Source organism: Aeromonas sp. (assembly GCF_050252055.1).
Taxonomy (GTDB): domain Bacteria; phylum Pseudomonadota; class Gammaproteobacteria; order Enterobacterales; family Aeromonadaceae; genus Aeromonas; species Aeromonas caviae.
On record NZ_JBFWLQ010000004.1, the window covers coordinates 191712 to 216269 of the forward strand.

23 protein-coding genes are annotated in these 24558 nt (G+C 62.0%); 16 read left to right on the forward strand and 7 right to left on the reverse strand.

The features are described 5' to 3' along the window. Positions 1 to 7 precede the first annotated feature (7 nt). Positions 8 to 856: a GspC family type II secretion system variant ExeC gene (gene exeC, locus AB7E19_RS09015; RefSeq protein ID WP_372587280.1), complete on the reverse strand. Its 849-nt coding sequence runs from the start codon at positions 854 to 856 to the stop codon at positions 8 to 10. Positions 857 to 1072: 216 nt separating this feature from the next. Here exeC and hslR point away from each other — a divergent pair, with 216 nt between their 5' ends. The 7 genes from hslR to AB7E19_RS09050 all read left to right on the forward strand — a co-directional run bounded on the left by hslR (position 1073) and on the right by AB7E19_RS09050 (position 8103). After that, on the forward strand, positions 1073 to 1471 hold the full coding sequence (gene hslR / locus AB7E19_RS09020) for a ribosome-associated heat shock protein Hsp15 (protein ID WP_010675728.1): 399 nt from the start codon (positions 1073 to 1075) through the stop codon (positions 1469 to 1471). Between the two features lie 104 nt (positions 1472 to 1575). Further along, positions 1576 to 2460: an Hsp33 family molecular chaperone HslO gene (gene hslO / locus AB7E19_RS09025; protein ID WP_010675729.1), complete on the forward strand. Its 885-nt coding sequence runs from the start codon at positions 1576 to 1578 to the stop codon at positions 2458 to 2460. Positions 2461 to 2609: 149 nt separating this feature from the next. Beyond that, positions 2610 to 4235, forward strand: a complete 1626-nt coding sequence (pckA, locus tag AB7E19_RS09030; protein WP_069784268.1) for a phosphoenolpyruvate carboxykinase (ATP) — start codon at positions 2610 to 2612, stop codon at positions 4233 to 4235. 173 nt (positions 4236 to 4408) lie between these two features. Further along, positions 4409 to 5074, forward strand: coding sequence for a GntR family transcriptional regulator (locus tag AB7E19_RS09035; protein WP_029314822.1), 666 nt, complete (start codon positions 4409 to 4411; stop codon positions 5072 to 5074). Positions 5075 to 5107: 33 nt separating this feature from the next. After that, positions 5108 to 6910: an aminopeptidase P family protein gene (locus AB7E19_RS09040; RefSeq protein ID WP_322131131.1), complete on the forward strand. Its 1803-nt coding sequence runs from the start codon at positions 5108 to 5110 to the stop codon at positions 6908 to 6910. A gap of 138 nt (positions 6911 to 7048) precedes the next feature. Beyond that, the gene (locus tag AB7E19_RS09045; RefSeq protein ID WP_322131132.1) at positions 7049 to 7501 is read left to right on the forward strand and encodes an N-acetyltransferase; all 453 of its coding nucleotides are present in this window, start codon (positions 7049 to 7051) and stop codon (positions 7499 to 7501) included. Positions 7502 to 7632: 131 nt separating this feature from the next. Beyond that, positions 7633 to 8103 (forward strand): glycine zipper 2TM domain-containing protein, encoded by a 471-nt coding sequence (locus AB7E19_RS09050; RefSeq protein WP_010675734.1) that lies wholly within the window; start codon positions 7633 to 7635, stop codon positions 8101 to 8103. Between the two features lie 77 nt (positions 8104 to 8180). Here the strand turns inward: AB7E19_RS09050 and AB7E19_RS09055 are convergent, their stop codons facing one another. After that, positions 8181 to 9134, reverse strand: coding sequence for an inorganic triphosphatase (locus AB7E19_RS09055; RefSeq protein ID WP_322131133.1), 954 nt, complete (start codon positions 9132 to 9134; stop codon positions 8181 to 8183). A 169-nt stretch (positions 9135 to 9303) separates the two neighbouring features. Here AB7E19_RS09055 and AB7E19_RS09060 point away from each other — a divergent pair, with 169 nt between their 5' ends. Both AB7E19_RS09060 and AB7E19_RS09065 read left to right on the forward strand, forming a co-directional pair. Then, on the forward strand, positions 9304 to 9984 hold the full coding sequence (locus AB7E19_RS09060; protein WP_010675736.1) for a TIGR00153 family protein: 681 nt from the start codon (positions 9304 to 9306) through the stop codon (positions 9982 to 9984). 25 nt (positions 9985 to 10009) lie between these two features. Then, on the forward strand, positions 10010 to 11275 hold the full coding sequence (locus AB7E19_RS09065; RefSeq protein ID WP_069784272.1) for an inorganic phosphate transporter: 1266 nt from the start codon (positions 10010 to 10012) through the stop codon (positions 11273 to 11275). Between the two features lie 101 nt (positions 11276 to 11376). Here AB7E19_RS09065 and AB7E19_RS09070 read toward each other — a convergent pair whose 3' ends face one another. Beyond that, positions 11377 to 12615 carry a multifunctional CCA addition/repair protein gene (locus AB7E19_RS09070; RefSeq protein ID WP_052815540.1) on the reverse strand — a complete coding sequence of 413 codons (1239 nt, stop codon included), beginning with the start codon at positions 12613 to 12615 and terminating at the stop codon, positions 11377 to 11379. A gap of 229 nt (positions 12616 to 12844) precedes the next feature. On the opposite strand from AB7E19_RS09070, the gene AB7E19_RS09075 reads away from it, so the two are divergent. The 5 genes from AB7E19_RS09075 to mltC all read left to right on the forward strand — a co-directional run bounded on the left by AB7E19_RS09075 (position 12845) and on the right by mltC (position 17916). Next, positions 12845 to 14488, forward strand: coding sequence for an ExeA family protein (locus tag AB7E19_RS09075; RefSeq protein ID WP_427935018.1), 1644 nt, complete (start codon positions 12845 to 12847; stop codon positions 14486 to 14488). Next, complete coding sequence (gene exeB / locus AB7E19_RS09080) at positions 14488 to 15171, forward strand: GspB family T2SS assembly factor variant ExeB (RefSeq protein ID WP_322131134.1); 684 nt, start codon at positions 14488 to 14490, stop codon at positions 15169 to 15171. The genes AB7E19_RS09075 and exeB overlap by 1 nt, the downstream gene beginning before the upstream one ends. A 167-nt stretch (positions 15172 to 15338) precedes the next feature. After that, positions 15339 to 16424, forward strand: coding sequence for an A/G-specific adenine glycosylase (mutY, locus tag AB7E19_RS09085; protein WP_042014850.1), 1086 nt, complete (start codon positions 15339 to 15341; stop codon positions 16422 to 16424). Next, complete coding sequence (locus AB7E19_RS09090; RefSeq protein ID WP_010675742.1) at positions 16421 to 16693, forward strand: oxidative damage protection protein; 273 nt, start codon at positions 16421 to 16423, stop codon at positions 16691 to 16693. The genes mutY and AB7E19_RS09090 overlap by 4 nt, the downstream gene beginning before the upstream one ends. Before the next feature lie 119 nt (positions 16694 to 16812). Beyond that, positions 16813 to 17916, forward strand: coding sequence for a membrane-bound lytic murein transglycosylase MltC (gene mltC / locus AB7E19_RS09095; protein WP_010675743.1), 1104 nt, complete (start codon positions 16813 to 16815; stop codon positions 17914 to 17916). 57 nt (positions 17917 to 17973) lie between these two features. Here mltC and AB7E19_RS09100 read toward each other — a convergent pair whose 3' ends face one another. Next, entirely contained in the window at positions 17974 to 18354 is a 381-nt protein-coding gene (locus AB7E19_RS09100; RefSeq protein ID WP_039040598.1) for a YgiW/YdeI family stress tolerance OB fold protein, read from the reverse strand. A 234-nt stretch (positions 18355 to 18588) separates the two neighbouring features. Here AB7E19_RS09100 and AB7E19_RS09105 point away from each other — a divergent pair, with 234 nt between their 5' ends. Together AB7E19_RS09105 and ompA are read left to right on the forward strand one after the other, a co-directional pair. Further along, positions 18589 to 19596 carry an SGNH/GDSL hydrolase family protein gene (locus AB7E19_RS09105; RefSeq protein ID WP_427935022.1) on the forward strand — a complete coding sequence of 336 codons (1008 nt, stop codon included), beginning with the start codon at positions 18589 to 18591 and terminating at the stop codon, positions 19594 to 19596. Positions 19597 to 19875: 279 nt separating this feature from the next. Beyond that, positions 19876 to 20907, forward strand: a complete 1032-nt coding sequence (gene ompA / locus AB7E19_RS09110) for a porin OmpA (RefSeq protein ID WP_043152837.1) — start codon at positions 19876 to 19878, stop codon at positions 20905 to 20907. Between the two features lie 55 nt (positions 20908 to 20962). On the opposite strand, the gene AB7E19_RS09115 is transcribed toward ompA, so the two are convergent. From AB7E19_RS09115 to AB7E19_RS09125, 3 genes are read right to left on the reverse strand one after another with little or no spacing between them, the layout of a single operon-like run. Continuing rightward, on the reverse strand, positions 20963 to 21532 hold the full coding sequence (locus AB7E19_RS09115; RefSeq protein WP_010675747.1) for a PqiC family protein: 570 nt from the start codon (positions 21530 to 21532) through the stop codon (positions 20963 to 20965). Beyond that, positions 21532 to 23178 (reverse strand): intermembrane transport protein PqiB, encoded by a 1647-nt coding sequence (gene pqiB / locus AB7E19_RS09120; RefSeq protein WP_069651939.1) that lies wholly within the window; start codon positions 23176 to 23178, stop codon positions 21532 to 21534. Before pqiB ends, AB7E19_RS09115 begins: the two co-directional genes overlap by 1 nt. Then, positions 23171 to 24442, reverse strand: coding sequence for a paraquat-inducible protein A (locus AB7E19_RS09125; protein WP_161470352.1), 1272 nt, complete (start codon positions 24440 to 24442; stop codon positions 23171 to 23173). Before AB7E19_RS09125 ends, pqiB begins: the two co-directional genes overlap by 8 nt. Positions 24443 to 24558 lie beyond the last annotated feature (116 nt).

Sequence of the window (24558 nt, forward strand, 5' to 3'; positions counted from 1 at the left end):
CAATTCATTATTCTGACAAGCCGACATAGACGTCGTAGAGCTGTCCTTGCCGCTCGACGGTGACGGTCATTTCCGTGGCGCCCGCCACCTGCTGCATCGCCTGCATGGCCTGGGCGTTGTCACGCAGATCCAGGCCGTTGATGCTGACCGCCAGATCGTTGGCGACCAGTCCGAGTTGATTGAACAGTTCCGGATTGCGACCCGGGTTGAGGCGATAGCCGGTCATGCGACCGTCCACCCGGACCGGAGAAATATTGAGGTAATCGGTGATCTTGCCCGGGTTGCCCAGCAGTTCGCTGCGCACGGAGGAGAGCCCCTCCTGGCGGGCCGGTTTGGGCAGGGGCTTGCCATACTCCTCCCCGTCCAACATCAGGGTCTCGTCACGGCCGTCCCGGGCGATGATGACCCGATCGGCAAACACCTGGCGTATCCTGGCCTGGGTACCGTCGATGTAGTCCCCGATGCCGTAAGAGTTCTGTGTCCCGTTGTGGGCGATGATGGCGATGGACTTGGCGGGATCCGAGCTTGCCAGCACCCCGTTGAGCTGGGCGTTGAGCTGGGTTTTCGGGGCATCCGCCGCCACCGTCTCTGCCGCCTTGTCCGCCTGAGGTTGCAGCGCCTTGCCAAAGAGAGAGAGGCGGCTGAGGTTGCCAAGATCGAGGCGATCGCCACCACTCCCCTGCACCGAGGTGACCGAGGGTTGCCAGGGGGTCAGGGGAGCGGGCTGGGCCAGTTCGTACAGGCGCCAGGTGAGCACGGCACACTGCTGGGCCAGCAACAGCAGCAGAAGCCAGAACAGGGGCTGGCTGAAACGGGAAAGTGGCATGGCCTTGCAGCGAGCCAGAAGGGAAGTCAACAAATCATCCCTGAACGGTAGCGTCATCTTTCTCAAAATTGTCTGGCATCCAAGTCGGTTGGCTATTGTGTACGGCAATGGACCCAGAGACAACCGACCGGATGGGACCAAGGGGTGAAAATTCAGTTTCCGTCACACCCGGATGCCCCCTGTTTCTATCCCGGGGCCCGCCTCTGGTATAATCAGGCACCTTTTCAGCCATCCCGGAGCCGATCCATGTCGAATCCAGCACAAAGCAGCACTCAGGTCCGTCTCGACAAGTGGCTGTGGGCCGCCCGCTTTTACAAGACCCGCAGTCTGGCGCGGGATCAGATCGACGGCGGCAAGGTGCACTACAACGGCCAGCGCACCAAGCCGGGCAAGGCGGTCGAGGTCGGCGCCCTGGTGCGATTCTGGCAAGGCCAGGACGAGCGGGAGGTGCGGGTGCTCGAGGTGAGCGAGCAGCGCAAATCCGCCCCGCTGGCCCAGCAACTCTATGAAGAGACAGAGGCCAGCCTGAAGAAACGGGCCGAAAACAGCGAAGCCCGCCGCTTCAACAGCCAGTTTGCCCCAAGCCCGGAGCGCCGACCTGACAAGCAGGAGCGACGCCAGCTTATCCGGGTCAAGCAATCCTAATCCGCGTCTGTGGCCCCTTTATGACGACAGGTGGAGGAATTAGTTCCTAACCACCTGTTTAACAATGTGTTTATTTTCCCCCAAGAACATCCTAGGAAACCATGATGAGTAACCAAGACCTCCTGTATCGCTATCTGTTCGAAGAGTACGAAGTGCGTGGGGAGCTGGTCCAGCTGGATCGTACCTACCGCCACATCATCGACGCCCAGAACTACCCGGTACAGGTGCAGCACCTGTTGGGCGAGCTGCTGGTTGCCACCAGCCTGCTGACCGCCACCCTCAAGTTCGAAGGCTCCATCACGGTGCAGCTGCAGGGGGACGGTCCGGTACGTCTGGCCGTCATCAACGGCGACAACAACCAGCAATTGCGCGGCGTGGCACGCTATGAAGGGGAATTGCCGACGGACGGCAAGCTGCAAAGCCTGATCGGCAACGGCCATCTGGTCATCACCATCACCCCGGATCAGGGAGAGCGCTATCAGGGCATCATCGCCCTGGAGGCCGACACCCTGGCGGCCTGCCTGGAGCACTACTTCGCCCAGTCCGAACAACTGGCTACCCGCCTCTGGATCCGCACCGGCCACCACGAGGGCGAGCCCCGTGCGGCGGGCATCCTGCTGCAGGAGCTGCCGGCCCAGAGCGAGGATCACAGCGAAGATTTCGACCACCTGGTCCAGCTCACCACCACCATCAAGGACGAAGAGCTGTTCGGTCTGGACGCGGAAGAGATCCTCTACCGCCTCTACCACCAGGACAAGGTACGGGTGTTCGATCCCCAGGCCATCGAGTTCCGCTGCACCTGCTCCCGCGCCCGTTGCGAAGGGGCCTTGCTGCAGATAGACAAGGAGGAAGCGGTATCCATGGTGCAGGAGCTCGGCAAGATCGACATGCACTGCGATTACTGCGGCGCCCACTACGAATTCGACGGGATAGACATCGAAACCCTGTTCAGCAGGGCTCCCGGTAATGATGCAAACCAGTTACACTAATCAAAGGCGGGCAAAACCCGCCTTTAACTTAAATAACAAAAAAATACCCTATTTTATAAAGTTTGATGGCGATCGCTAAAAACTACCACCTAGGTGGTAGCATGAACGTCAGATAGAACCCTACACACCTCTGAACCCAGGAGAATACAATGACAATCGTGGTAGAACCCACCCTGGCCCAACAACTGAAGCTGGACCAATACGGTATCAAAAACAGCCAGGAAATCGTTCGCAACCCCTCCTATGAGCAGCTTTTCGCTGAAGAGACCCGCTCAGACCTTGAGGGCTTCGAACGTGGCGTCGTCACCGAGCTTGGCGCCGTCAACGTCAACACCGGCATCTTCACCGGCCGTTCCCCTAAAGATAAATATATCGTCAAAGATGCCACTACCCAGGATACTGTGTGGTGGTCTGACCAGGGTAAAAACGATAACAAGGCGATTACCCCGGAAGTGTGGTCACATCTGAAAGGGCTGGTCACCAAACAGCTCTCCGGCAAGCGTCTGTTCGTGGTGGACGGCTTCTGCGGCGCCAACCCGGACACCCGCCTGGCGGTGCGCATCATCACCGAGGTGGCCTGGCAGGCGCACTTCGTGAAGAACATGTTCATCCGCCCGAGCGAAGAGGAGCTGAAGGCCTTCAAACCGGACTTCGTGGTGATGAACGGTGCCAAGTGCACCAACCCGAACTGGAAGGAGCAGGGTCTCAACTCCGAGAACTTCGTCGCCTTCAACATGACCGAGAAGATGCAACTCATCGGCGGCACCTGGTACGGTGGCGAGATGAAGAAGGGCATGTTCTCCATGATGAACTACTTCCTGCCCCTGCGCGGCATCGCCTCCATGCACTGCTCCGCCAACGTGGGCAAGGATGGGGACGTGGCCATCTTCTTCGGCCTCTCCGGCACCGGCAAGACCACCCTCTCCACCGATCCCAAGCGTCAGCTGATCGGCGATGACGAGCACGGCTGGGATGATCACGGCGTGTTCAACTTCGAAGGGGGCTGCTACGCCAAGACCATCAAGCTCTCCGAAGAGGCCGAGCCGGACATCTACCACGCCATCCGCCGCGATGCGCTGCTGGAGAACGTGACCGTGGCCGCCGATGGCACCATCGACTTCGACGACGGTTCCCGGACCGAGAATACCCGGGTCTCCTACCCCATCTATCACATCGACAACATCGTCAAGCCGGTCTCCAAGGCGGGTCACGCCACCAAGGTGATCTTCCTGACCGCAGACGCCTTCGGTGTGCTGCCCCCGGTCGCCAAGCTGACCAAGGAGCAGACCAAGTACCACTTCCTGTCCGGCTTTACCGCCAAGCTGGCCGGTACCGAGCGCGGCATCACAGAGCCGACCCCGACCTTCTCCTCCTGCTTCGGCGCGGCTTTCCTCAGCCTGCACCCGACCAAGTACGGCCAGGAGCTGGTGAAACGGATGGAAGCGGCAGGGGCTGAAGCCTATCTGGTCAACACCGGCTGGAACGGCACAGGCAAGCGGATCTCCATCAAGGATACCCGTGGCATCATCGACGCCATCCTGGATGGTTCCATCGAGAAGGCGCCGACCAAGGTACTGCCGGTGTTCAATCTGGAAGTGCCGACCGAGCTGCCGGGCGTCAACCCCGCCATCCTGGATCCGCGAGACACTTATGCCGACCAGGCCGAGTGGGATGCCAAGGCGGCCGATCTGGCCGGGCGCTTCATCAAGAACTTCGAGCGCTTCACCGACAACGACGAAGGCAAACGCCTGGTCGCGGCGGGCCCGCAGTTGTAAGAAACGCGCCTCGCGTCTCGCAATCCCGTACCGGTCAGCCCTGCTGGCCGGTATTTTTTTGGCCGATGCGCGGCATATGGCTCCCGCCAAGCCTTGCCTTGACGGCCCTTGCGCGTTAGATTCAGCCAAACTTTATACAATATACAATTTTGCAACCTGCCCGTGACCCCAGCATGACCCCACCTTACAAGACCCGAACCCAGATGGTGATGGAGAACCTACGCGGCCGGATATTGCGTGGCGAGTTTGCAGCGGGCGCCCCCCTGCGCCAGGACGCCATCGCCAAGGAGCTGGCGGTGAGCCGTATCCCGGTACGGGAAGCCCTGATGCAACTGGAAGCGCAGGGGCTGGTGAAGTTCGAGGCCCATCGCGGCGCCGTGGTGACCATGCTGGATGCCTCGGCCATCGAGGAGCTCTTTTATTTGCGGGCACTGCTCGAAGCCGATACCCTGTTCCACGCCGTCGACCTGATGACGGAGGAGACCTTCGCCCAGGCGCAAGCCATCCTCGCCCAGTTTGATCTGGCGCTGGAGTCTGGCACCCAGATCGAACACTGGGCCGAGTTGAATCACCGCTTTCACGCCACCCTCTACCAGGCAGCCAATCGCCCCCAGGCACTGGAACTGATCGCCCAGATCAATCTGAGCTGCGACCGCTATGTGCGTTTCGAACTGCTGTTCGCCCAGGGCGGCGTGGACAAGGCCGAGCGGGAGCACGCCCGACTCCTTGAACTGTGCCGCGCCCGGCGCAAGCACGAGGCAGTGGTACTGCTCAAGCAACACATCGAGGCGGCAGGCCAATCGATCAGACAGATCCTGGCAAGCGGCCACCATCAATGAACACTCACATCACCACAAGCTGGCAATAACGACATGAACCATTTCGAGATTATTGAAACCCGCGTCGCCCAGGTCAGGGCCACACTGGCCACGCTGGAGCTGGACGCCTTCATCGTTCCCCACGACGACGAGCATCTGGGGGAGTACATTCCCGCCTATGCCGAGCGGCTGGACTGGATCACGGGTTTCAACGGCTCCGCCGGGCTCGCCATCATCATGGCGCATCGGGCGGCCCTGTTCATCGACGGTCGTTATACCGTGCAGGCGCGCATGCAGGCGCCGGCCGAGCTGTTCGAGTTTCTCCACCTCAATGAAGACCCCCACGTACAGTGGCTGGCGGAGCAGTTGCCCTCAGGCTCCCGGGTCGGTTTCGATGCCCGCCTGCACAGCCTGGCCTGGTATCAGAACGCCAACGCCGTGCTGACCGAGCGCGGCATCGAGCTGGTGCGCATCGACGAGAACCCCATCGATCTGCACTGGAGCGATCGTCCCGCTCCGACCAAGAGCCCTGTCATCCTCTACAGCGAGGAGCTGGCGGGCCAGTCCAGCCAGGCCAAGCGCGAAATGCTGGCCAGCGATCTGCGCAAGCGCGGGCTGGATGCGGTGCTGCTGACCCAGGCCGAGCCCATCAACTGGCTGCTCAACCTGCGTGGTCGCGACGTGGAACGCCTGCCGGTGGTGCTGGGCTTTGCGGTACTCTACGCCAACACCACCATGGATTTCTTCGTCGATACCGACAAGATCGACTGCTTCGCCTTCAGCCAGCACGTGGGGCAGGATGTCTCCGTCTACCCCATCGACAAGCTGGGTGACGTGTTGCAGCGCATCGGCGAGGATCAGCAGAAGGTACTGGCCGACCCCAACACCGCCAACGCCTGGACCCAGCTCGTGATGGAAGAGGCAGGCGCCATTCTGGTGGCCGGCCAGGATCCCACCATGCTACCCAAGGCGTGCAAGAACCCCGTGGAGCTGGCCGGCATGCGTGCCGCCCACCTGCGCGACGGCGTTGCCGTCACCCGCTTCCTGGCCTGGCTGGATCGCCTGATCGCCAGCGGCGAGTTCGACGGCGTGGACGAAGGCACCCTGGCCGACCAGTTGGAAGCCTTCCGCCACGAGCAGGAGCACTACGTGGAGCCGAGCTTCGACACCATCTCGGCACTCGGCCCCAACGCCGCCATGTGCCACTACCGCCACACCAACGGTACCCCGCGCGCCTTCGGCCAGGACAGCATCTATCTGGTGGACTCCGGCGCCCAGTACCTGGACGGCACCACCGACATCACCCGCACCGTCAAGGTGGGTGAGGTGACCGACGAGCACAGGGCCATGTTTACCCGGGTGCTGCAGGGTCATATTGCCCTGGATCAGGCCCGCTTCCCCCGCGGTACAGCCGGCATCCAGCTCGACGTGCTGGCCCGCATGCCCCTGTGGCAGGCCGGCTACAACTACGACCATGGCACCGGGCACGGGGTCGGCCACTTCCTCAGCGTGCACGAAGGCCCGCAGCGCATCGCCCCCAAGGGCAGCCTGGTGGCCCTGCAGCCGGGCATGGTGCTCTCCAACGAGCCGGGCTACTACCGGGAAGATGCCTTCGGCATCCGCTGTGAAAACCTGGTGGTGGTGACCGAACAGGAGGCCCGTGGCGAGCTGACGATGCTGGGCTTCGAGCGACTGACCTATGTGCCGTTCGACATCCGCCTCATCGATCGCAGCCTGCTGAGCCCGGCGGAGTTCCGCTGGATCAACGAATACCATGCGGAGGTCTACCGCCGTCTGAGCCCGCTGCTGGAGGGCGAGGATCTCGCCTGGCTGGAGCAGGCGACCAGCCTCCTCTGATGACACAGGGCCTGCGGGCCCTGTTTCTTTATCTGCGGCATGCCACAAATGCCCCTCCTTGCATCGACTCCCCGCCCCTTCTACCCTGTGCCTCCTTTTTGGCTGCCCCGCAGCAGAGACCCGATGAGAGGAGCCCCGATGCACTCGTCCCCCGTATTGCGCCTTGCCACCCACGCCGACATGCACGCCATCTGGCAGATAGATGCCGATGTCTTCGGCGAGGATGTCTACCCCGGTTTCTTCTTTCGCCAGGCCATGGATCTGTGGCCCGAACTGCTGGTCGTCGCGGAGCAGGAAGGCCGGCTGCTGGGCTATGCCCTGGGGGGGCTTGGTCAGGATCGGTCGCAGGGCTGGCTGCTCTCCCTCGCGGTGCGCCCCGAAGCGCGCGGCTTCGGCCTGGCCGAGCAAATGATGTTGCAGGTGGAGCAGGGACTGCTGAAACTGGAAGTTGAGCGGGTCAGACTGACCGTGGATCCCGCCAATCCGGCCCAGCGCCTCTACTTCAAGCTGGGTTATCAGCAGTTGGCAGAAGAGAGAGGCTACTTCGGGCCGGGCGAGGATCGCCTGCTGCTGGAAAAAGCCCTGACCTGACCATCCGTCACCGGCACGGGAGCCTTCCGGCCACATAATTGGTTACACTTTGCGGGTTTAATGCGCAATCTGGTTGGCGTAAAGTGCAATTCATCACCAGATTAATCCGATGCCCGCCCAGGAGGCCCATCATGTTCAAACGTATTGCTCTCGTCACCCTGCTGGCGGCCACCACCGCCATCACCGGCTGTGCCAACAGCGACGTCTACTCCGGCGATGTCTACACCAAGGATCGCGCCAAGCAGGTACAGACCGTCAGCTATGGCACCATCCTCTCCACCCGCCCCGTCAAGATCCAGGCCGATGAGAACTCCCTGATCGGCACCATTGGCGGTGCCGTGGTCGGCGGCCTGCTCGGCAGCACCATAGGCGGCGGTCGTGGCAGTGACATCGCGGCGGCCGGTGGCGCCATTGCGGGTGCGGCGGCCGGCAAGGCGGCAGGGGACAAACTCAACCAGGTTGACGGGGTCGAGCTCGAGATCAAGAAAGAGAACGGCGAATCCATCGTGGTGGTACAAAAGGCCAGCCCCACCTTTGTGCCTGGTGCCCGGGTCCGCATGACCCAGGGCAACGGCACCATCAACGTGGCCGTGGTGAACTGATAGCGCCGCTCAAGGTGCAACTGCCATAAAAAAGGTGAGCCCGGGCTCACCTTTTTGCGCTCTGCACCACTGAGGATTCACTCCCCCAGATGCAGCCAGGCCGCGATGGACAACTGCAGGCCCACCAGGTCGGCATGGTGGAACAGGGCATGCAATGATGCACGATCCCCGGCCACCTGCATCATCAGACGCTGTTGCGCCTGCAGGCCGGCCAGCCAGGAGGGGGGCACCGTCAGCGTGCCTGCCGCCTCGGCAACCAGGGATACCCCCTCGAGCAGAGCATGCCGCGCCCGTTGTTGTTCGCCAGCATCGTCACTCTCGAGCCAGAGCTGCTCATGATACTGCCAGTGCTGCATACCCAGGGTAATGCTGGCCTTCTGATCTTTGCCCTCAATCCTTTGCAGGGGCTGCACGGCCAGTGGTTTGCCAAGCCCAGCCAGCCTGTATCCGCGCTGCGCCTTGGACTGGGCACCCAGCCGCAATCCTCCCAGCGCCGCCAGCTTGCTCGCCAGGGTGAACAGGGCGCGGGCATCACCGGATTTCAGCTCCAGCTCCAGCTCGTCGATCCCGGTACGCCCCAGGGCACCGACAATCTCCCCCTGATCCCAGGCCAGCTCGATCTCGGCATCTCCGAATGCGATCAGCCAGTGGCGGCGCAGGAAATCGGTGCTGAACTGGGCCACCAGACGGCTCTGGAGTTCATCGCGCACTGCCAGACTCGGCCAGATATCGGCAGGAAAGGCAGACAGGGTCGGAATGGTTCCCTCTACCGGGGTGTTGTACTCGGGTCTGGCGTGCAATCCGCCCACGACCTGCCCCCGGCACTTGATGGTCTGCTCGGAAAAATCATCGCTGCGACGAATGCGCAACCCCATGTCGAGCCCACGCAAACCCAGGTCGGGCGTGTCGAAATAGACGTTGCCAAGAGCGGCTTGATTGGAAGAGATAATCTCTAGTGAATTCAGAAGGTTGGAGAGGGATTCTTGAATATTGCTGGTGACGAAAAACTTTATCTCGATCTCAGTTTGCATAGTCATTCCGGGCTGGCGGGCAACTTTGGGGGGCATGTTCAGAGTCGCGAGGATATAATGCCAGCGACAGTTCACGATTAATTCACGGTTTTATTGATGGCACAGTTCGGTTACCATGCGCCCCTCATAAAATCGTATCGAGTGTTTTTTCACCGACACAGGTTTGGCCATGCCAGTAAATACTATTTTGGGTCTTTTTGCCAAGTCCCCCATCAAGCCGCTGCAGAAGCATATCGTCAAGGTTCACGTGTGCTGCGAACAGCTCATTCCCTTCTTTGATGCCGTTGCCGAAGACCGCTGGGAAGATGCCGAGAAGATCCGGCAACAGATCGCCCAGCTGGAAAAAGAAGCGGACATCCTCAAGCGCGAAATCCGCTTGAAACTCCCTCGCGGCCTGTTCCTGCCGGTCGCCCGTACCGATCTGCTGGAGCTCTTGACCCAGCAGGACAAGATTGCCAACCGTGCCAAGGATATTTCCGGTCGCATGCTTGGCCGCAAGATGGAATTCCCCACCGAGATGCGCGCCGATTTCATGGCCTATCTCAAACGCTGTATCGATGCGACCGCCCAAGCCGAAAAAGCCATCGGAGAACTCGATGAGCTGCTTGAAACCGGCTTTAAAGGACGTGAAGTTGAAATGGTTGCCGAGATGATCCACCAGCTGGATCTCATCGAGGACGATACTGACACCATGCAGATCGGACTGCGCCAACAGCTGCAAGCCGTTGAGCACAAATACAATCCGATCGACGTTATGTTCCTCTACAAGATCCTCGAATGGGTAGGTGACCTGGCTGATCAGGCAGAGCGCGTTGGCGCCCGTCTGGAATTGATGCTGGCTCGTTCGTAATCGACTGACTGGGTAAACACTACTAATGGACATTATCGCGAATTACGGCACCACCCTGGTGCTCGTGGCGGCCTTGTTCGGCTTTTTGATGGCCTGGGGCATTGGTGCGAACGACGTCGCCAACGCCATGGGCACATCGGTCGGCACCAAGTCCCTGACCATCCGTCAGGCGATCATCATCGCCATGATCTTTGAATTTGCCGGTGCCTATCTGGCCGGTGGCGAAGTGACGGCAACCATCCGCAGCGGCATCATCGACAGCAACGCCTTTGCCGACACGCCGGATCTGCTGGTGCTCGGCATGATCGCCTCCCTGCTGGCTGCGGGTCTGTGGCTGATCCTGGCCTCCTATTTCGGCTGGCCCGTCTCCACCACTCACTCCATCATCGGCGCCATCGTGGGCTTCGCCGTGGTGAGCATCGGTCCGGAAGCGGTACAGTGGAACAAGTTTGGCGGCATCGTCGGCTCCTGGATCATCACGCCGGCCATCTCGGGCATCATCGCCTACTTCATGTTCATCAGCGTGCAGAAGCTCATCTTCAACACGGACAATCCCCTGGACAACGCCAAGCGCTATGTCCCCTTCTACATGTTCCTGACGTCCCTGGTCATCTGCCTGGTGACCATCAAGAAGGGGCTGACCCACGTCGGTCTGCACCTGAGCAATGGCGAAGGCGCGCTGCTCTCCGTCGCCATCTCCATCGCGGTGGCGTTTGCTGGCTGGATCTATATCCGCGGCCAGCAGTACAACCCGAAAGATGACAGCAAGATGCACTTCGCCAACGTGGAGAAGGTGTTTGGCATCCTGATGATCATCACCGCCTGTGCCATGGCCTTCGCCCACGGCTCCAACGACGTGGCCAACGCCATCGGTCCGCTCTCTGCAGTCGCCTCCATCGTGGCGGCCGGCGGCGAGATCGGCGGCAGCTCCCACATCGCCTGGTGGATCCTGCCCCTTGGCGGCATCGGCATCGTCATCGGTCTGGCCACCATGGGCGAGAAGGTGATGGCGACCGTCGGCACCGGCATCACCCACCTGACCCCGAGCCGTGGCTTCGCGGCCCAGCTGGCCACCGCCGCCACCGTGGTGATCGCTTCCGGCACCGGTCTGCCCATCTCCACCACCCAGACCCTGGTCGGTGCCGTCATGGGCGTCGGTCTGGCACGGGGCATCGCGGCCCTGAACCTGGGCGTGCTGCGCAACATCGTGGTCTCCTGGGTCATCACCCTGCCCGCGGGCGCCATCCTGGCCATCGCCATCTTCTACGTGTTGCAGGCCTGCTTCTCCTGAGCAGCCCACGCCGCACGACAAAAAGCCCGGGTCATTGACCCGGGCTTTTTTATGCTTCGCCCATATCACGCCGTCGATTGAGCGTCGATCGGCTGCAGCGTTTACTCCTCGATAAAGGTCCACTCGTCGCGCACCCGGCTGATGGCATCGAGCCGCCGCTTGGCAAGCTGCTCGCGGATTGCCTCCCCTTTGAAGCCGGCCGCCACTATCTCCTTGACCGGCACAGCCTGCGCCGCCTCCAGGGCCTGAGCGACATAGTCCGGCTGACTGTAGACCTTCTCTTCGAAGCCGGTACGACCGTGGAAGTCGGCGCGACAGGCATCGAGCAGCTGGGCAAAGCGCTCCGGTCTGCGCCAGGCATCGGCCTTGTCGAATACCTTGAGCAGGGTCGCGGGCTTGAGCTCGAAGGCAATGTGGATATGGGTGTGCAGGTCGCTCACCAGCAGTGCCAGATCGCGACACTCGTTCGGCACCCGGAAGCGCTCGCAAAAATCGCGAATGAGCGGCAACCCCTTCTGGCCATGGCCATGATGGCTCGGCCAGAAGGCGGGCGGGGTCAGCCCCTTGCCAAAGTCGTGGCAGAGGGACGCGAAGCGCACGGTCAGTTCGGGGGAGAGACGACATGCCTGCGCCAGCACCATCATGGTGTGGATGCCGGTGTCGATCTCCGGGTGCCATCTGGCAGGGGCCGGCACACCGAACAGGGCATCGAGCTCGGGGAAGAGCGCCTTGAGTGCGCCGCATTCGCGCAGCACCTCGAAGAAGATCTGGGGTGTCGGCCCCAGCAGCACTTTTTCCAGCTCCTTCCAGACCCGCTCCGGGGTCAGGTGGGCCAGCTCTCCAGCCTCCGTCATCTCGCGCATCAGCCCCAGCGTCTCGGGGGCCACCACGAACCCCTGGGCATGGAAACGGGCGGCGAAGCGCGCCACCCGCAGGATGCGCAGGGGATCCTCGGCAAAGGCCGGCGAGACATGGCGCAGCAACCGCGCTTCCAGATCCTGCACGCCGCCGTAGGGATCGTGCAGTTGCCCGTCCTCATCTTCGGCGATGGCGTTGATGGTGAGATCCCGGCGCAGCAGATCCTGCTCCAGCGTCACCTCGGGGGCGGCATGGCAGACGAAGCCGGTGTAACCCTGCCCCTGCTTGCGCTCGGTGCGCGCCAGGGCGTACTCCTGCTGGGTTTTGGGGTGAAGAAAGACCGGAAAGTCTCGGCCCACCTGGGTGAATCCGAGACCCAGCATCTGTTCCACCGTGGCGCCGACCACCAGGTGATCCCTGTCACCCTGGGGCAGTCCCAACAGGCGATCCCGTACCGCCCCTCCTACCAGATAAATCTGCACGCGCACTCTCCCTCGATAAACTTGCCCCGATGATACCGCTTTTGGCCAAGAGAGACGATGTGCCCCCACCGCACCGGGCTCGTCATCACTCGGCCGGGCGGCCGCTTTCCGTCATCGTCCTGGGTGAGTCAGCCCGTGGTTCGAGCCAGCTCCCCTTATGGTATCCGGGTCTTTGACATCCCTTTTGGGAGGCTTTAACCTGCCGCCCATAACAATGGAATGGATCCTTATGTACACACAGTTCTTCGGTCTGTCGGAGCCCCCGTTCTCCATCTCGCCCAACCCCAAATACCTCTATATGAGCGAGCGTCACGGGGAGGCCCTCGCCCACCTCAACTACGGGTTGCAGGACGGTGGTGGCTTCGTGCTGCTGACCGGGGAAGTGGGTACGGGAAAGACCACCGTCTCCCGCTGTCTGCTGCAGCAATTGCCCGCCGACACCGAGATCGCCTACATCCTCAATCCCTCTCTGACCGAGCGGGATCTGCTGGCCGCCATCTGCGACGAATTCCAGTTGCCCTACGGCGAAGAGGCCAGCCTCAAGCAATTGTTCGACCTTATCCGGGATCATCTGCTGGCGAATCTGGCGGCAGGCAAGCGCAGCGTGGTGCTGGTGGATGAAGCCCAGCACCTGCTGCCCGGCGTGCTGGAGCAGTTGCGACTGCTCACCAATCTGGAGACAGACGAGAAGAAACTGCTGCAGGTGATGCTCATCGGCCAGCCCGAGCTGCAACAGATGCTGCGCCAGCCCCTGCTGCGCCAGCTGGCGCAGCGGATCACCGCCCGCTATCACCTGCTGCCGCTGTCGCGCCAGGATGTGGATGCCTATGTCCGCTTCCGGTTGCAGGTGGCAGGCTGCGTCCAGCCCATCTTCACCCCCAGGGCCATCCAGACCCTGCATCGCCTCTCCGGGGGCATTCCCCGCCTCATCAACCTCATCTGCGACCGCGCCCTCATCGCCGCCTTCGCCCGTGGCAGCCACAAGATAGTGCACGGGGACATCAGCCAGTCCGCGTATGAGGTGAGCGGTATTCGCGACGAGGGGAGCTGGCAATCCGGCTTCACGGTCGCCCTGGTGGGCGCCCTGCTGGTCGCCACCGGCTGGTGGGGCTGGCAATTCTTTGGATTCTTCCCAGCCCGCCCCCTGGTCAAGGTCGAGGTACCGGTCAAGGTGGATGACACGCCAGAGCAGCAGGCCCAGCTGACCCGCGCCATCAATCAGGCGCTGGAGCCGGACGTCGCCATGCAGAATCTCTACAAGGTATGGGGCTACCAGGCCGAGCTGGAGGAGGCAACCTGCGACAATGCCCCCCGTGCGGGCCTGCGCTGCCAGGAGGGAGAAGCCTCCCTGGCGCAATTGCAGGCGCTGCAATACCCGGCCCTCATCAGTCTCACCGACGAGACCGGCGGCCTCTATTACGCCACCCTGGTCAGCCTGGGGGCGGACAAGGCTTCCCTGCTCATCGGCAACCAGAGCTGGCAGGTGGACAGGCAGTGGCTCTCCGACGCCTGGGGCGGCAGCTACACCCTGCTCTGGCGCATGCCCAGGGGCAACGTGCCCCTGATAGCGAGCAATGCCGGGGCTGCCCAGGTGCAGTGGCTGGACAACGCCCTTAGCCGCGCCATGCAGCAACCCGATCGCAAGGTGAGCCGCTTCGATGCCACCCTCAAGAACAAGCTGCAACAGTTCCAGCGCGAGCAAGGACTGACCCCGGACGGCATCGCCGGCAGCAACACCCTGCTGCGGCTGAATGTGGCCTCCGGCGAACCCATGCCCAGGCTGGAGGATGAATCCCTGCGAGCCAGCACGCCGGTCGATCTCGACAGCGTGGCGGATGATGAGACGGATCCCATGGTCGAGGAGGCCTCCTGATGTCCACCCTGCTCAAGGCCCTGCGCCGGGCCGACCAGCCCCAGTTCACCCCCCATATGCCGCTCATGGGTCTGCCCGTGAGCCAGGAAGAGGAGCCCAGCCGCTACTGGATCTGGTGGGCCCTGGTGCCCCTGGCCCTGGTGATGGGCGCCGCCGCCAACTATGGCTGGCACCTCTATCACCTCAAACCCGTGGAACAGCAGGTCGAAGTGAAGGAAGTGGTGACTCCCCCCTTCGTGCGGGTCGAACCCAGGCCCATGATCACCCGACCGCTGCCGCCCCCCCTGCCGGAGCCCGTGGTCGCTCCAAGACCTGCCGCAACCCCGGCTGCGACTACCGCAAGCCAGGGGGGACAGAGTCTGGCAGAACGGCTGATGGCCGCCCTCAACAACACGCCGCTGGTGGAAGAGAGTGCGCCCCAGGCTCAAGTCCAGACCAGTGCCATCCCCCTCGGCGCCCTGGCCCCGGCCCTGAAACAGCAGGTGCCCTCCCTGACCTATGGTGCCCACAACTACTCCTCCGACCCGGCCAAGCGGGCCGTCGTGCTCAATGGACGGGAGTGGCGCGAGGGCAATGAGATCGCCCCCGGTGTCATCCTGGCAGCCATCGCCCAGGACTACATCGTCCTGCAGGTCGGCGGCCAGTATGCCAGCCTCAAGGCGCTGCAAGACTGGCGCGGCTGATCTGCCGGCATCCGGTGGCCCTCCCCCGGGAGGGTCACCGCCCATTCTGAGGGAGCCCGAGAGCTCCCCTTTTTAATCAATAACCTACACTCGACCTTTGCCATGCGCCGGGTCGGGGATCGCCCTCCTGATGGCGGGCGGACTTATCATCAGAACATGAGCACACTGTGAGCCACTCAGACAACACCACCTTCGCCACCCGCATTCTGGACTGGTACCAGATCCACGGCCGCAAGACCCTGCCCTGGCAGCAGGACAAGACCCCCTACCGGGTCTGGGTCTCCGAGATCATGCTGCAACAGACCCAGGTTGCCACTGTCATCCCCTATTACGAGCGGTTCATGGCCCGCTTCCCCGACGTGCTGGCCCTGGCCAACGCCCCCATCGACGAGGTGCTGCATCACTGGACCGGGCTTGGCTACTACGCGCGCGCCCGCAACCTGCACAAGGCTGCCCAGCAGATCCGCGATCTGCACGGCGGCCTCTTTCCGGAACAACTGGAAGAGGTAATGGCTCTGCCCGGCATCGGTCGCTCCACCGCCGGGGCCGTGCTCTCCCTCTCTCTGGGCCAGCCCCACGCCATCCTGGATGGCAACGTGAAGCGGGTACTCACCCGCTGGCTGGCGCTGGCGGGCTGGCCGGGTCAGAAGCAGGTCGAGCACGATCTCTGGGAGCTGGCGACCCGCCTCACCCCGCGCGTCGGAGTGGCCCAGTACAACCAGGCCATGATGGACATGGGGGCCACTGTCTGCACCCGCAGCAAGCCCGCCTGCGAGCGCTGCCCGGTGCAGGCCGATTGCCAGGGGCTGTCGCAGGGCAACCCCACTGCCTACCCTCACAGCAAGCCGAAGAAGAGCATTCCGGCACGCAACGGCATTATGCTGATCATCCGCCACGGCGATCAGCTGCTGCTGGAGAAGCGTCCGCCGCAAGGGATCTGGGGCGGGCTTTACTGCTTCCCGCAGGTGGAATCCCTCACCGAGGTGACCGGACGACTGCGGGAGTTGGGGCTGGAGGATGCCGCCTATCAGGAGCTCGCTGGATTTCGTCACACTTTCAGCCACTTCCACCTCGATATCCGCCCTTTGCTGATCGAAATGGCTGTTCCGCCCGCCCCCCTGCTCATGGAAGCGGATACCCGACTCTGGTATAACTTACGCCATCCTGCCGAGGTGGGATTGGCGGCGGCCACGGCCCGTCTGCTCGCCTACCCGGACTTACAACCAGACTTGCAACCACAGAGGTCAACATGAGCCGTACCGTATTTTGCCTGCGCCTGAAGAAAGAAGCGCCGGGTCTCGATTTCCAACTCTACCCCGGTGAACTCGGCAAGCGGATCTTCGACAACATCAGCAAGGAAGCCTGGACCGAGTGGCAGAAGAAGCAGGTCATGCTGATCAACGAGAAGAAGCTGAACATGATGAATCTCGAGCACCGCCAGTTGCTGGAAAAAGAGATGGTCAGCTATCTGTTCGACGCGGGTGAAGTCCAGATCGACGGCTACACCCCTCCCAGCCAGTGAGCGGGAATCGAGTCAAAGGGCCAGCGTCCCCCTGAGTCGTCGACATGCCGCAGGGTGACACCAATCCTGGCTCAGGCCAGTCAGTGACGGGCGGCCCCACCGCCCGGTTTGAGGATCTTATGGGTCGTTTTTTTGGGCTGCTGTGCGCCCTGCTGTTTCTCTCTGCCTGTTCATCCACACCCCAGACCAGCGGGAGTGGCGATGATGATCTGGTCAACGGCAAGGACGTGCGCGGTTTTGAACACATGATCAGTGCGCTCTCCCATAACGTGAACGAGATATGGGGGCGCGAGGCGCTGTTCGCGGGCAAGTTTGACTACGTCAAATACACGGATCAGTACAAGAGCCGCGCCCACATCGATTTCTCCAGCGGTCACATCATGGTGGAGACCGTCTCGGGTCTGGATCCCCGTGCCCACCTGCGTCGCGCCATCATCGAAACCCTGCTGACCCCGGACGATCCGGCAGAGGTCGACCTCTATTCCGACCGTGAGATCATGCCAGGTGGCGAGCCCTTCCTCTATGGCCAGGTGCTGGACAACCAGGGACAAGCGATCCGCTCCAGCTGGCGTGCAGAGCGTTATGCCGACTATCTGATCGCCAACGCGATGAAGAAGCGCACCCTCGGGATCCGCAACATCTTCTTCATCGACATTCCCATGGTGGCCAACCACGAAGACAGGCGCGGCTACAAATACGCCAGCATCATCCGCGACGCCTCCCGCAAGTACGGGGTCGCCGAGAGTCTCATCTACGCGGTGATCAAGACCGAGAGCAGCTTCAACCCCTATGCGGTCAGCCACGCCAACGCCTATGGCCTGATGCAGGTGATCCCGGCTACCGCTGGGCGGGATGTCTATGTGAGGGTCAAGGGCAAGGATGGCCAGCCGACCAGGGAAGATTTGTTCAATCCGGCCTACAACATCGATGTGGGGACCGCCTACCTGCACCTGCTGCAGACCGTCTATCTGGCGGATATCCAGGATCCCCAGTCCCGCCGCTATGCGGTGATCTCCGCCTACAACGGTGGTGCGGGAGGGGTGCTCAACACCTTCTCCAACGATCGCAAGGCGGCCCCCGGCATGATCAACCGCCTCTCCCCCGAGGCCGTCTATCAGGTACTGACCGAACAACATCCCAAGGCAGAGGCTCGCCGCTATCTCTACAAGGTCAATCAGGCCGAGAAGGGGTTCAAGCGAACCGTCGCAAGCCGGGCTGGCTGATGGCATGCAAGAAGGGCGCTCCCGGAGCGCCCTTCTCATTTACTGTGGCCTGAAAGCTTACTTGGCGATGAAGCCGCCCTTGCTCAGGGGCGCTGCCCCCACCTTCTCCAGGTGTTCCACCTCGACTTCGGTCTTGTTCCAGCTGTGGTCCACCTCGCCGCGCACGCGGATCAGATCGTCAGGGCCCACCTCGGTACCGCGCCACACGTCACCGTCCACCTCCACTTCCACCTCGCCGCTGTCGTCACGGAACAGGTAGTTTTCGCCACCCAGGTGTTTGACCAGCTTGCCTTCCAGGGTCACCCACTGATCATCGGCCACGTCTTTCAACTGGGCGACCGATACCTTGTTCTGCTCCTTGGGGCCGGTGTAGGCCGCCATGGCGAAGGAAGAGACGGACATCAGGGCCACCAGGGCGATTGCTTTTGCGTTGTTCATTTCATGCTCCTGTCTTTGCGGTATGAGGGCATCTTGCCCGGGGGCGCGTGAAACAAACGTGAAGCCTCCCCATTCAGGGAGGAGTGATGTGATCGCAAGCGATTAAATGGCCACGGCATGCTGCAAAAATGTATTCGAGTGGATACCTTTTCACCTGGCCATGCGGGTTCCCAGCCCGCCGCCATCGAGGAACAGCCCGCAGGCCCGTCCTGCCCCATCCATGAGAACAGCTACATGAACAAATGGCTTTTGTGTTTATTGGGATTCTTCGCCCTCACGGCCCATGCCGCCGAGACGCGTCCCCCCTTCTCCCGCATCGTGATGTTCGGCGACAGCCTCTCCGATACCGGCAAGATGTACGACAAGATGCGTGGTTACCTCCCCTCCAGCCCGCCCTACCATCAGGGCCGCTTCTCCAACGGCCCGGTCTGGCTGGAGCAGCTCAACCAGCACTTCCCGGGCCTCGCCATCGCCAACGAGGCGGAAGGGGGCGCCACTGCCGTGGCCTACAACAAGATCTCCTGGAATCCCAAGTATCAGGTCATCAACAACCTGGACTACGAGGTGACCCAGTTCCTGCAAAAGGATGGCTTCAAGCCCGACGATCTGGTGATCCTCTGGGTCGGTGCCAACGATTACCTGGCCTATGGCTGGAACACCGAGCAGGATGCCAAGCGGGTGCGCGACGCCATCAGCGATGCGGCCAACCGCATGGTATTGAACGGTGCCAGGCAGATTCTGTTGTTCAACCTGCCTGATCTGGGCCAGAACCCCTCGGCCCGCAGCCAGAAAGTGGTCGAGGCAGCCAGCCATGTCTCCGCCTACCACAACCAGCTGCTGCTGAACCTGGCACGCCAGCTGGCCCCCACCGGCATGGTGAAATTGTTCGAGATCGACAAGCAGTTCGCCGAGATGCTGCGCGAGCCGCAGAACTTCGGCCTGAGCGACACCGAACACGCCTGCTATGGCGGCGGCTATGTGTGGAAGCCGTTTGCCTCCCGCAGCGCCGCCACCGACAGTCGGCTGGCCCCCTTCAATCCCGAGGAGCGCCTTGCCATCGCCGGCAACCCCCTGCTAGCTCAGGCCGTCGCAACGCCCATGGCGCGCCGCAGTGCGGGCGAGCTGAACTGTGAAGGCAAGATGTTCTGGGACCAGGTCCACCCCACCACAGTGGTACACGCCGCCCTGAGCGAGCGGGCTGCCGCCTTCATCGAACAGGAGTACGAATTCCTCCCTCGATAACGGAGGCCATCCTGCCAGGGCCGGCGCTTCGCCGGCCCTCTTGCCGACAAGGGCTAGCAACCCCATATGACACCCATCACAGATTCGAGTCACGGTTCCCCGGCGGTCTTCTGTCTCCACTATGATGCAGATGGATATCACAATATGTTTTATATCAGTTGCTTGTAGATCGAGAAAAGCGAGCTACGTTTAAACGTGTTGTGGTCGAACACAGGCCCAACCCACGAGGCGAGGCGACATGAATTCGCGCTCCCCACACACAAGATTGCAGAGGCATCTATGAACAAAACACTGATTACCTTGCTGGTTTCAGGCTTGCTTGCGGCCAACGCCCAGGCAGCCGGACAAGACAACACCTGGTATGGCGGTGCCAAACTGGGTTGGTCCAACTTCTACGGTGTCGATGAAAGCAACGCCATCGCCATCACCGACAAAGACGACGATGAAGTCGGCGCCGGTGCGTTCGCCGGTTACCAGATCAACCAGAATCTGGGTGTCGAACTCGGTTATGACTACCTTGGCAAGCTCAAGTACAGCGGCACCCGCAATGGCGCGGCCTTCAATGACTCCGTGCAAGCCCAGCTGGCCCAGCTCACGCTGAAACTGGGCTTCCCGGTTGCGGACAATCTGGACCTTTACGGCCGTGTCGGGGGCGGCTATGGCTGGACCGACAGCGATCAGCTGGAAAACGACAGCCGCTTCACCTTCGTCGGCGCGCTCGGTGCGGAGTATGCCCTGAACCTGGATTGGGCAGCCCGCCTCGAATACCAGTACAGCACCCCGTATGGCAGCCGTGACGATACCGGCCTGCGCATGGACAACGGCCTGCTCTCCCTGGCCGCCGTCTACCGCTTCGGTCAGGTTGCACCGGCTCTGCCGGTCGCAGCTCCCGCCCCCGCGCCCGAGCCCGTGATGGTCGACAAGCAGTTCACCTTGAGCTCGGACGTGCTGTTTGACTTCAACAAGGCCACCCTCAAGCCCCAGGCCGGGCAGGCGCTGGATACCCTCTACAGCCAGATTGAAGAGGCCAGGCCCAAAGACGGGTCAGCCACCGTCATCGGCTATACCGACCGCATCGGTTCCGAGGCCTACAACCAGAAGTTGTCCGAGCAGCGTGCCCGGACCGTGGCCGATTACCTGATTGGCAAGGGCCTGCCTGCCGGCAAGGTCAATGTGGAAGGGCGTGGCAAGCAGTCTCCCGTCACCGGCGACAGCTGCACCAGCAAATCCAAGCGTGAGCTGATCGTCTGCCTGGCCCCGGATCGCCGGGTAGAGGTCAAGGTACAGGGCGTCTCGGAAGTACAGCAATAACGACGACCCCAAACAAAACGGGAGGCCATGGCCTCCCGTCTTTTTTTATGCTTCCTCAGATGCGCGTGCGTACATCCGCCGCAATCTGATCGAGCAACAGTTGCCAGCCCTGTCCCAGCTCGTTCACCAGGGCGCCATACCCATCGGCAGGCAGCACCCGCTCCTGCTGGAAGGGAACATCTCTCAACACGACCCCCTCCTCCGTCAGCAGGCGCCAGCGACCGCTCAGCAGGGCGCGGCCGTCGTGCCGCCCCTGGAAACGCTCGACCGAGATGCTCAGCACAGGCCCCTTGCGGGCCCCGTCCTGACGCACCACCCAGCCAGGCAAGCGGCTGGAGAGGCCATTGAGGGTCAACTGGTTCAACTGGGCATCAAGGGAACCTGCCCAGCGATGGTACTCGGCAAAGTGCAGCTCCTTGCCCTCCAGCTGATAGACCAGGCTCATCCGGTCAAGCTGACCGGACAGGGCGACGGGGCGCAGCACCAACTGGTGCTGCGGCTGCGCCGTGGTGACACTCGACGGCGCCGTGTCGGCATCCAGCGAATAGTAATGCAGCGTCGTCGGCGCACTGCCACATCCCGCCAGCAGGCCCAGCAAGGCCAGCGTCAACATCCGTTTTTTCATCATTTTCCTCGCTTGGGCTCGGGATCTCGCGGACGAGCGCGGTCAAAGATCAGCGAACTCGGCTGCTCGTTCAGTGAATGGACCAGAGGTTGCAACTCGCTCATCAGCTGGTTGAGGGATTGCACCGACTGACGCAGCTCCTGATTGGTCTGGGAACCGGCATCATAGGTCTGCAACGTCTCCTGCAATTGCTTGAGGCTCTGGTTGAGGGAGGCCGGCAACTGCTGGGTCGACTGCTGACCAGTAAACTGCTCCAGATTCGCACTCACGGCACTGACATGCTTGAGCGTCTTGTCCAGCGTCATCAGGGTGCTGTTGACCTGAGTGAGGGTGGTGGCCATGTCCATGTCGACGAACTTGTCGAGGATGAGGTTCACCTTGCGCTCGATCTGATCCAGCCCGGCCTGGGCGGTCGGGAAGACCTGATAGCCCGCCATCTTGAGCGGCTGATAGACAGGCGCATCCGGATAGAAGTTCAGATCGATCACCTTGCCCCCCGTCAGCAGGCTGGCGGTCTTGAGGCTGGCCCTCAGCCCTTCCTTGAACTGCTTGTTGAACAGGGCCCGCCACTGCTCCTTCTCCGCATTGGCATAACGGTGGGAGAGACGCTGCACCTCGATGCGCGCCAGCACCGGGATCTGTCGGCTCTTGAACAGCTGGACGCCCTTGTCGTCGATGAGATAGGGAGCCGAGATGACGGTACCGACCCGGATGCCGCGATACTGTACCGCCGCGCCGGGATGCAGCCCGCCCACATCATTGTCGAACAGGAAGACATAGTCGATGAACTGATCCAGGCTACCGGCCAGCACGCTCTCCTCGTCCTTGAACAGCACGAACTCGTCGTTCTGTTTCACCGGTTCCCCCGGCAACCAGCCGGGAGGCAGCCCCATGGTGATGCCGCCGTTGATCAGGCTCTCCAGCGAGTCCATCTTCACCTTCATCCCCTCGCTGCTCATGGAGACCTCGAAGCCGGGCGTCAACCAGAACCGGGAGTTGCTGCTCACCAGGACGTCATAAGGCGCGTTGATGAAGAGCTGGTACTGCATCTCGCTCTTCTCGGGCAGGAACTTGGCCTCTTCGACCTGGCCGATGGTGAATCCCTGATAGCTGATGGGGGAGCCCGCGCCCAGCGCGTTGGCATCCCGGCTGGACAGGGAGAGCCGCAATCCCTTGGCATCCAGGGATGCCAGGGGTGGCCTGTCCAGCATGGCGTATTCGCTTCGCGCCCTGCCCTTCTTGCCGGGAGAAAGCTCGATATAGGCACCGGAGAGCAAGGTGCCAAGACCGGAAACGCCCTCACGCCCGACCCTGGGCTTGACCACCCAGAACTGGCTGTCTTTCTTGAGCATGCCGGCGGCGGCATTGGTCAGGCGAGCCTTGAGCACGGCATGGCTGTAGTCCTCGCTGAGCTCCACGGTCTCGATACGGCCCACCTCCACTTCACGCGAACGGATCACCGTCTTGCCCGCCACTATGCCCTCGGCGGTCGCCACCGTCAGGGTGAAGCTCGGCCCTTGTGAATACCAGTGCTGGAACAGCATCCAGGCGCCGATGAAGAGCGCCAGCAAGGGCACCATCCAGATAGCGGCAGCCGAACTCATGAAATCAGAGCCCGGTTTCCACCTTGTCTTACGCTCACTCACGTTCGCGTTCTCCTTGTTGTAAATCCCAGATCAGGCGGGAATCGAAACTCATGGCAGCCACCATGGTGACCAGTACGACCCCAGCAAAGGCGACGGCCGCAGGGCCAGGGTAGATGGTCATCAGATTGTCGAGCCGGATGAGACCGGCCAGGATGGCCACCACGAAGACGTCGATCATCGACCAGCGCCCCACAAATTCGGTCATACGATAGAGTTTGAGCTTGCCGAGGGGAGATGCCCCCTGGCCGCGCTGCACCACGTAGCAGAGCCACAGCAGCGCCAGGATCTTCACCAGCGGCACCACCACGCTCGCGAAGAAGATGACGGCGGCAATGGGGTAGGAGCCCATGGCCCACAGCAGCACCACCCCGCCCATGATGGTCGAGGGGCTGTCATCCCCCAGGAACACGGTGTCCATGATGGGATACAGGTTGGCTGGAACATAGAGGATCACCGAGGTGATCAGCAGGGCCCAGGTGCGGTTCAGACCACCCGGCTTGCGGCTGTGCAGGTGATCACCGCAGCGAACGCAACTATGGGCATCCTGCTCGTTCAGGGCGCCGCAGATGTGACAGCCCACCAGACCGCACGCCAGGGCGCTCTCCTCGGGATCCAGCTCCCTCGCCGCCGTCGGGCCGAACAGCCGCTGCCACAGCCACATCCGATCCAGGGAGGAGATCATCTTGATGAGCAGCAGGGTGTAGCCAACGAAGGCCCAGAACGACAGCCCCATCTTGATGTCGGCCATCCCCATCAGCTTGACCAGCGAGATGAGCACCCCGATGAGGAAGACGTCCACCATCAGCCAGGGCTTGATCCGGCACAGCAGGCGGCCAAGGGAGCGCAGAGCTTTGCTGTGCAGATCCTTGTCCAGGCGCCACAGCACCAGCATGATGGAGCCGATATAGACCAGCGGCAACCCGATCAGGGTAATGCTCAGCACGGCCCCGAGGAACAGGTAACCTTGATCCACCAGGGTGGTGATGCACTGCAGGAAGGTCATCTCCTGCCCCACCCCCTTGGCCGAGAACGACATGAAGGTAAAGGCGTTGGAGAGCACGAACATGATGATGGCCGCAAAGCCATAGGCGATGGGCCTGCGCTCCTGCTCCGGAAGATGACGAGTCAGGGTATGGCCGCAGCGCGGACAACTGCTCGTCTCCCCCACGGCCAGCTTGGTGGCCGGCACCAGCAGGTCACACTCTTCGCAGGCGGTCGCGTCATGGGTATAGGTGGGTGGATGTTGGTGTGAAACCGGATGCAAGATAAGACCCCAGCATGAGGCCCGCCACGGGGCCAGAGCCGCCAATTATTGCAGCAGCGGCCCCTGCCGACCAGCCCTGTCGTTGTCCATCCTGCCCGGGTGTGAGAATGACTTTG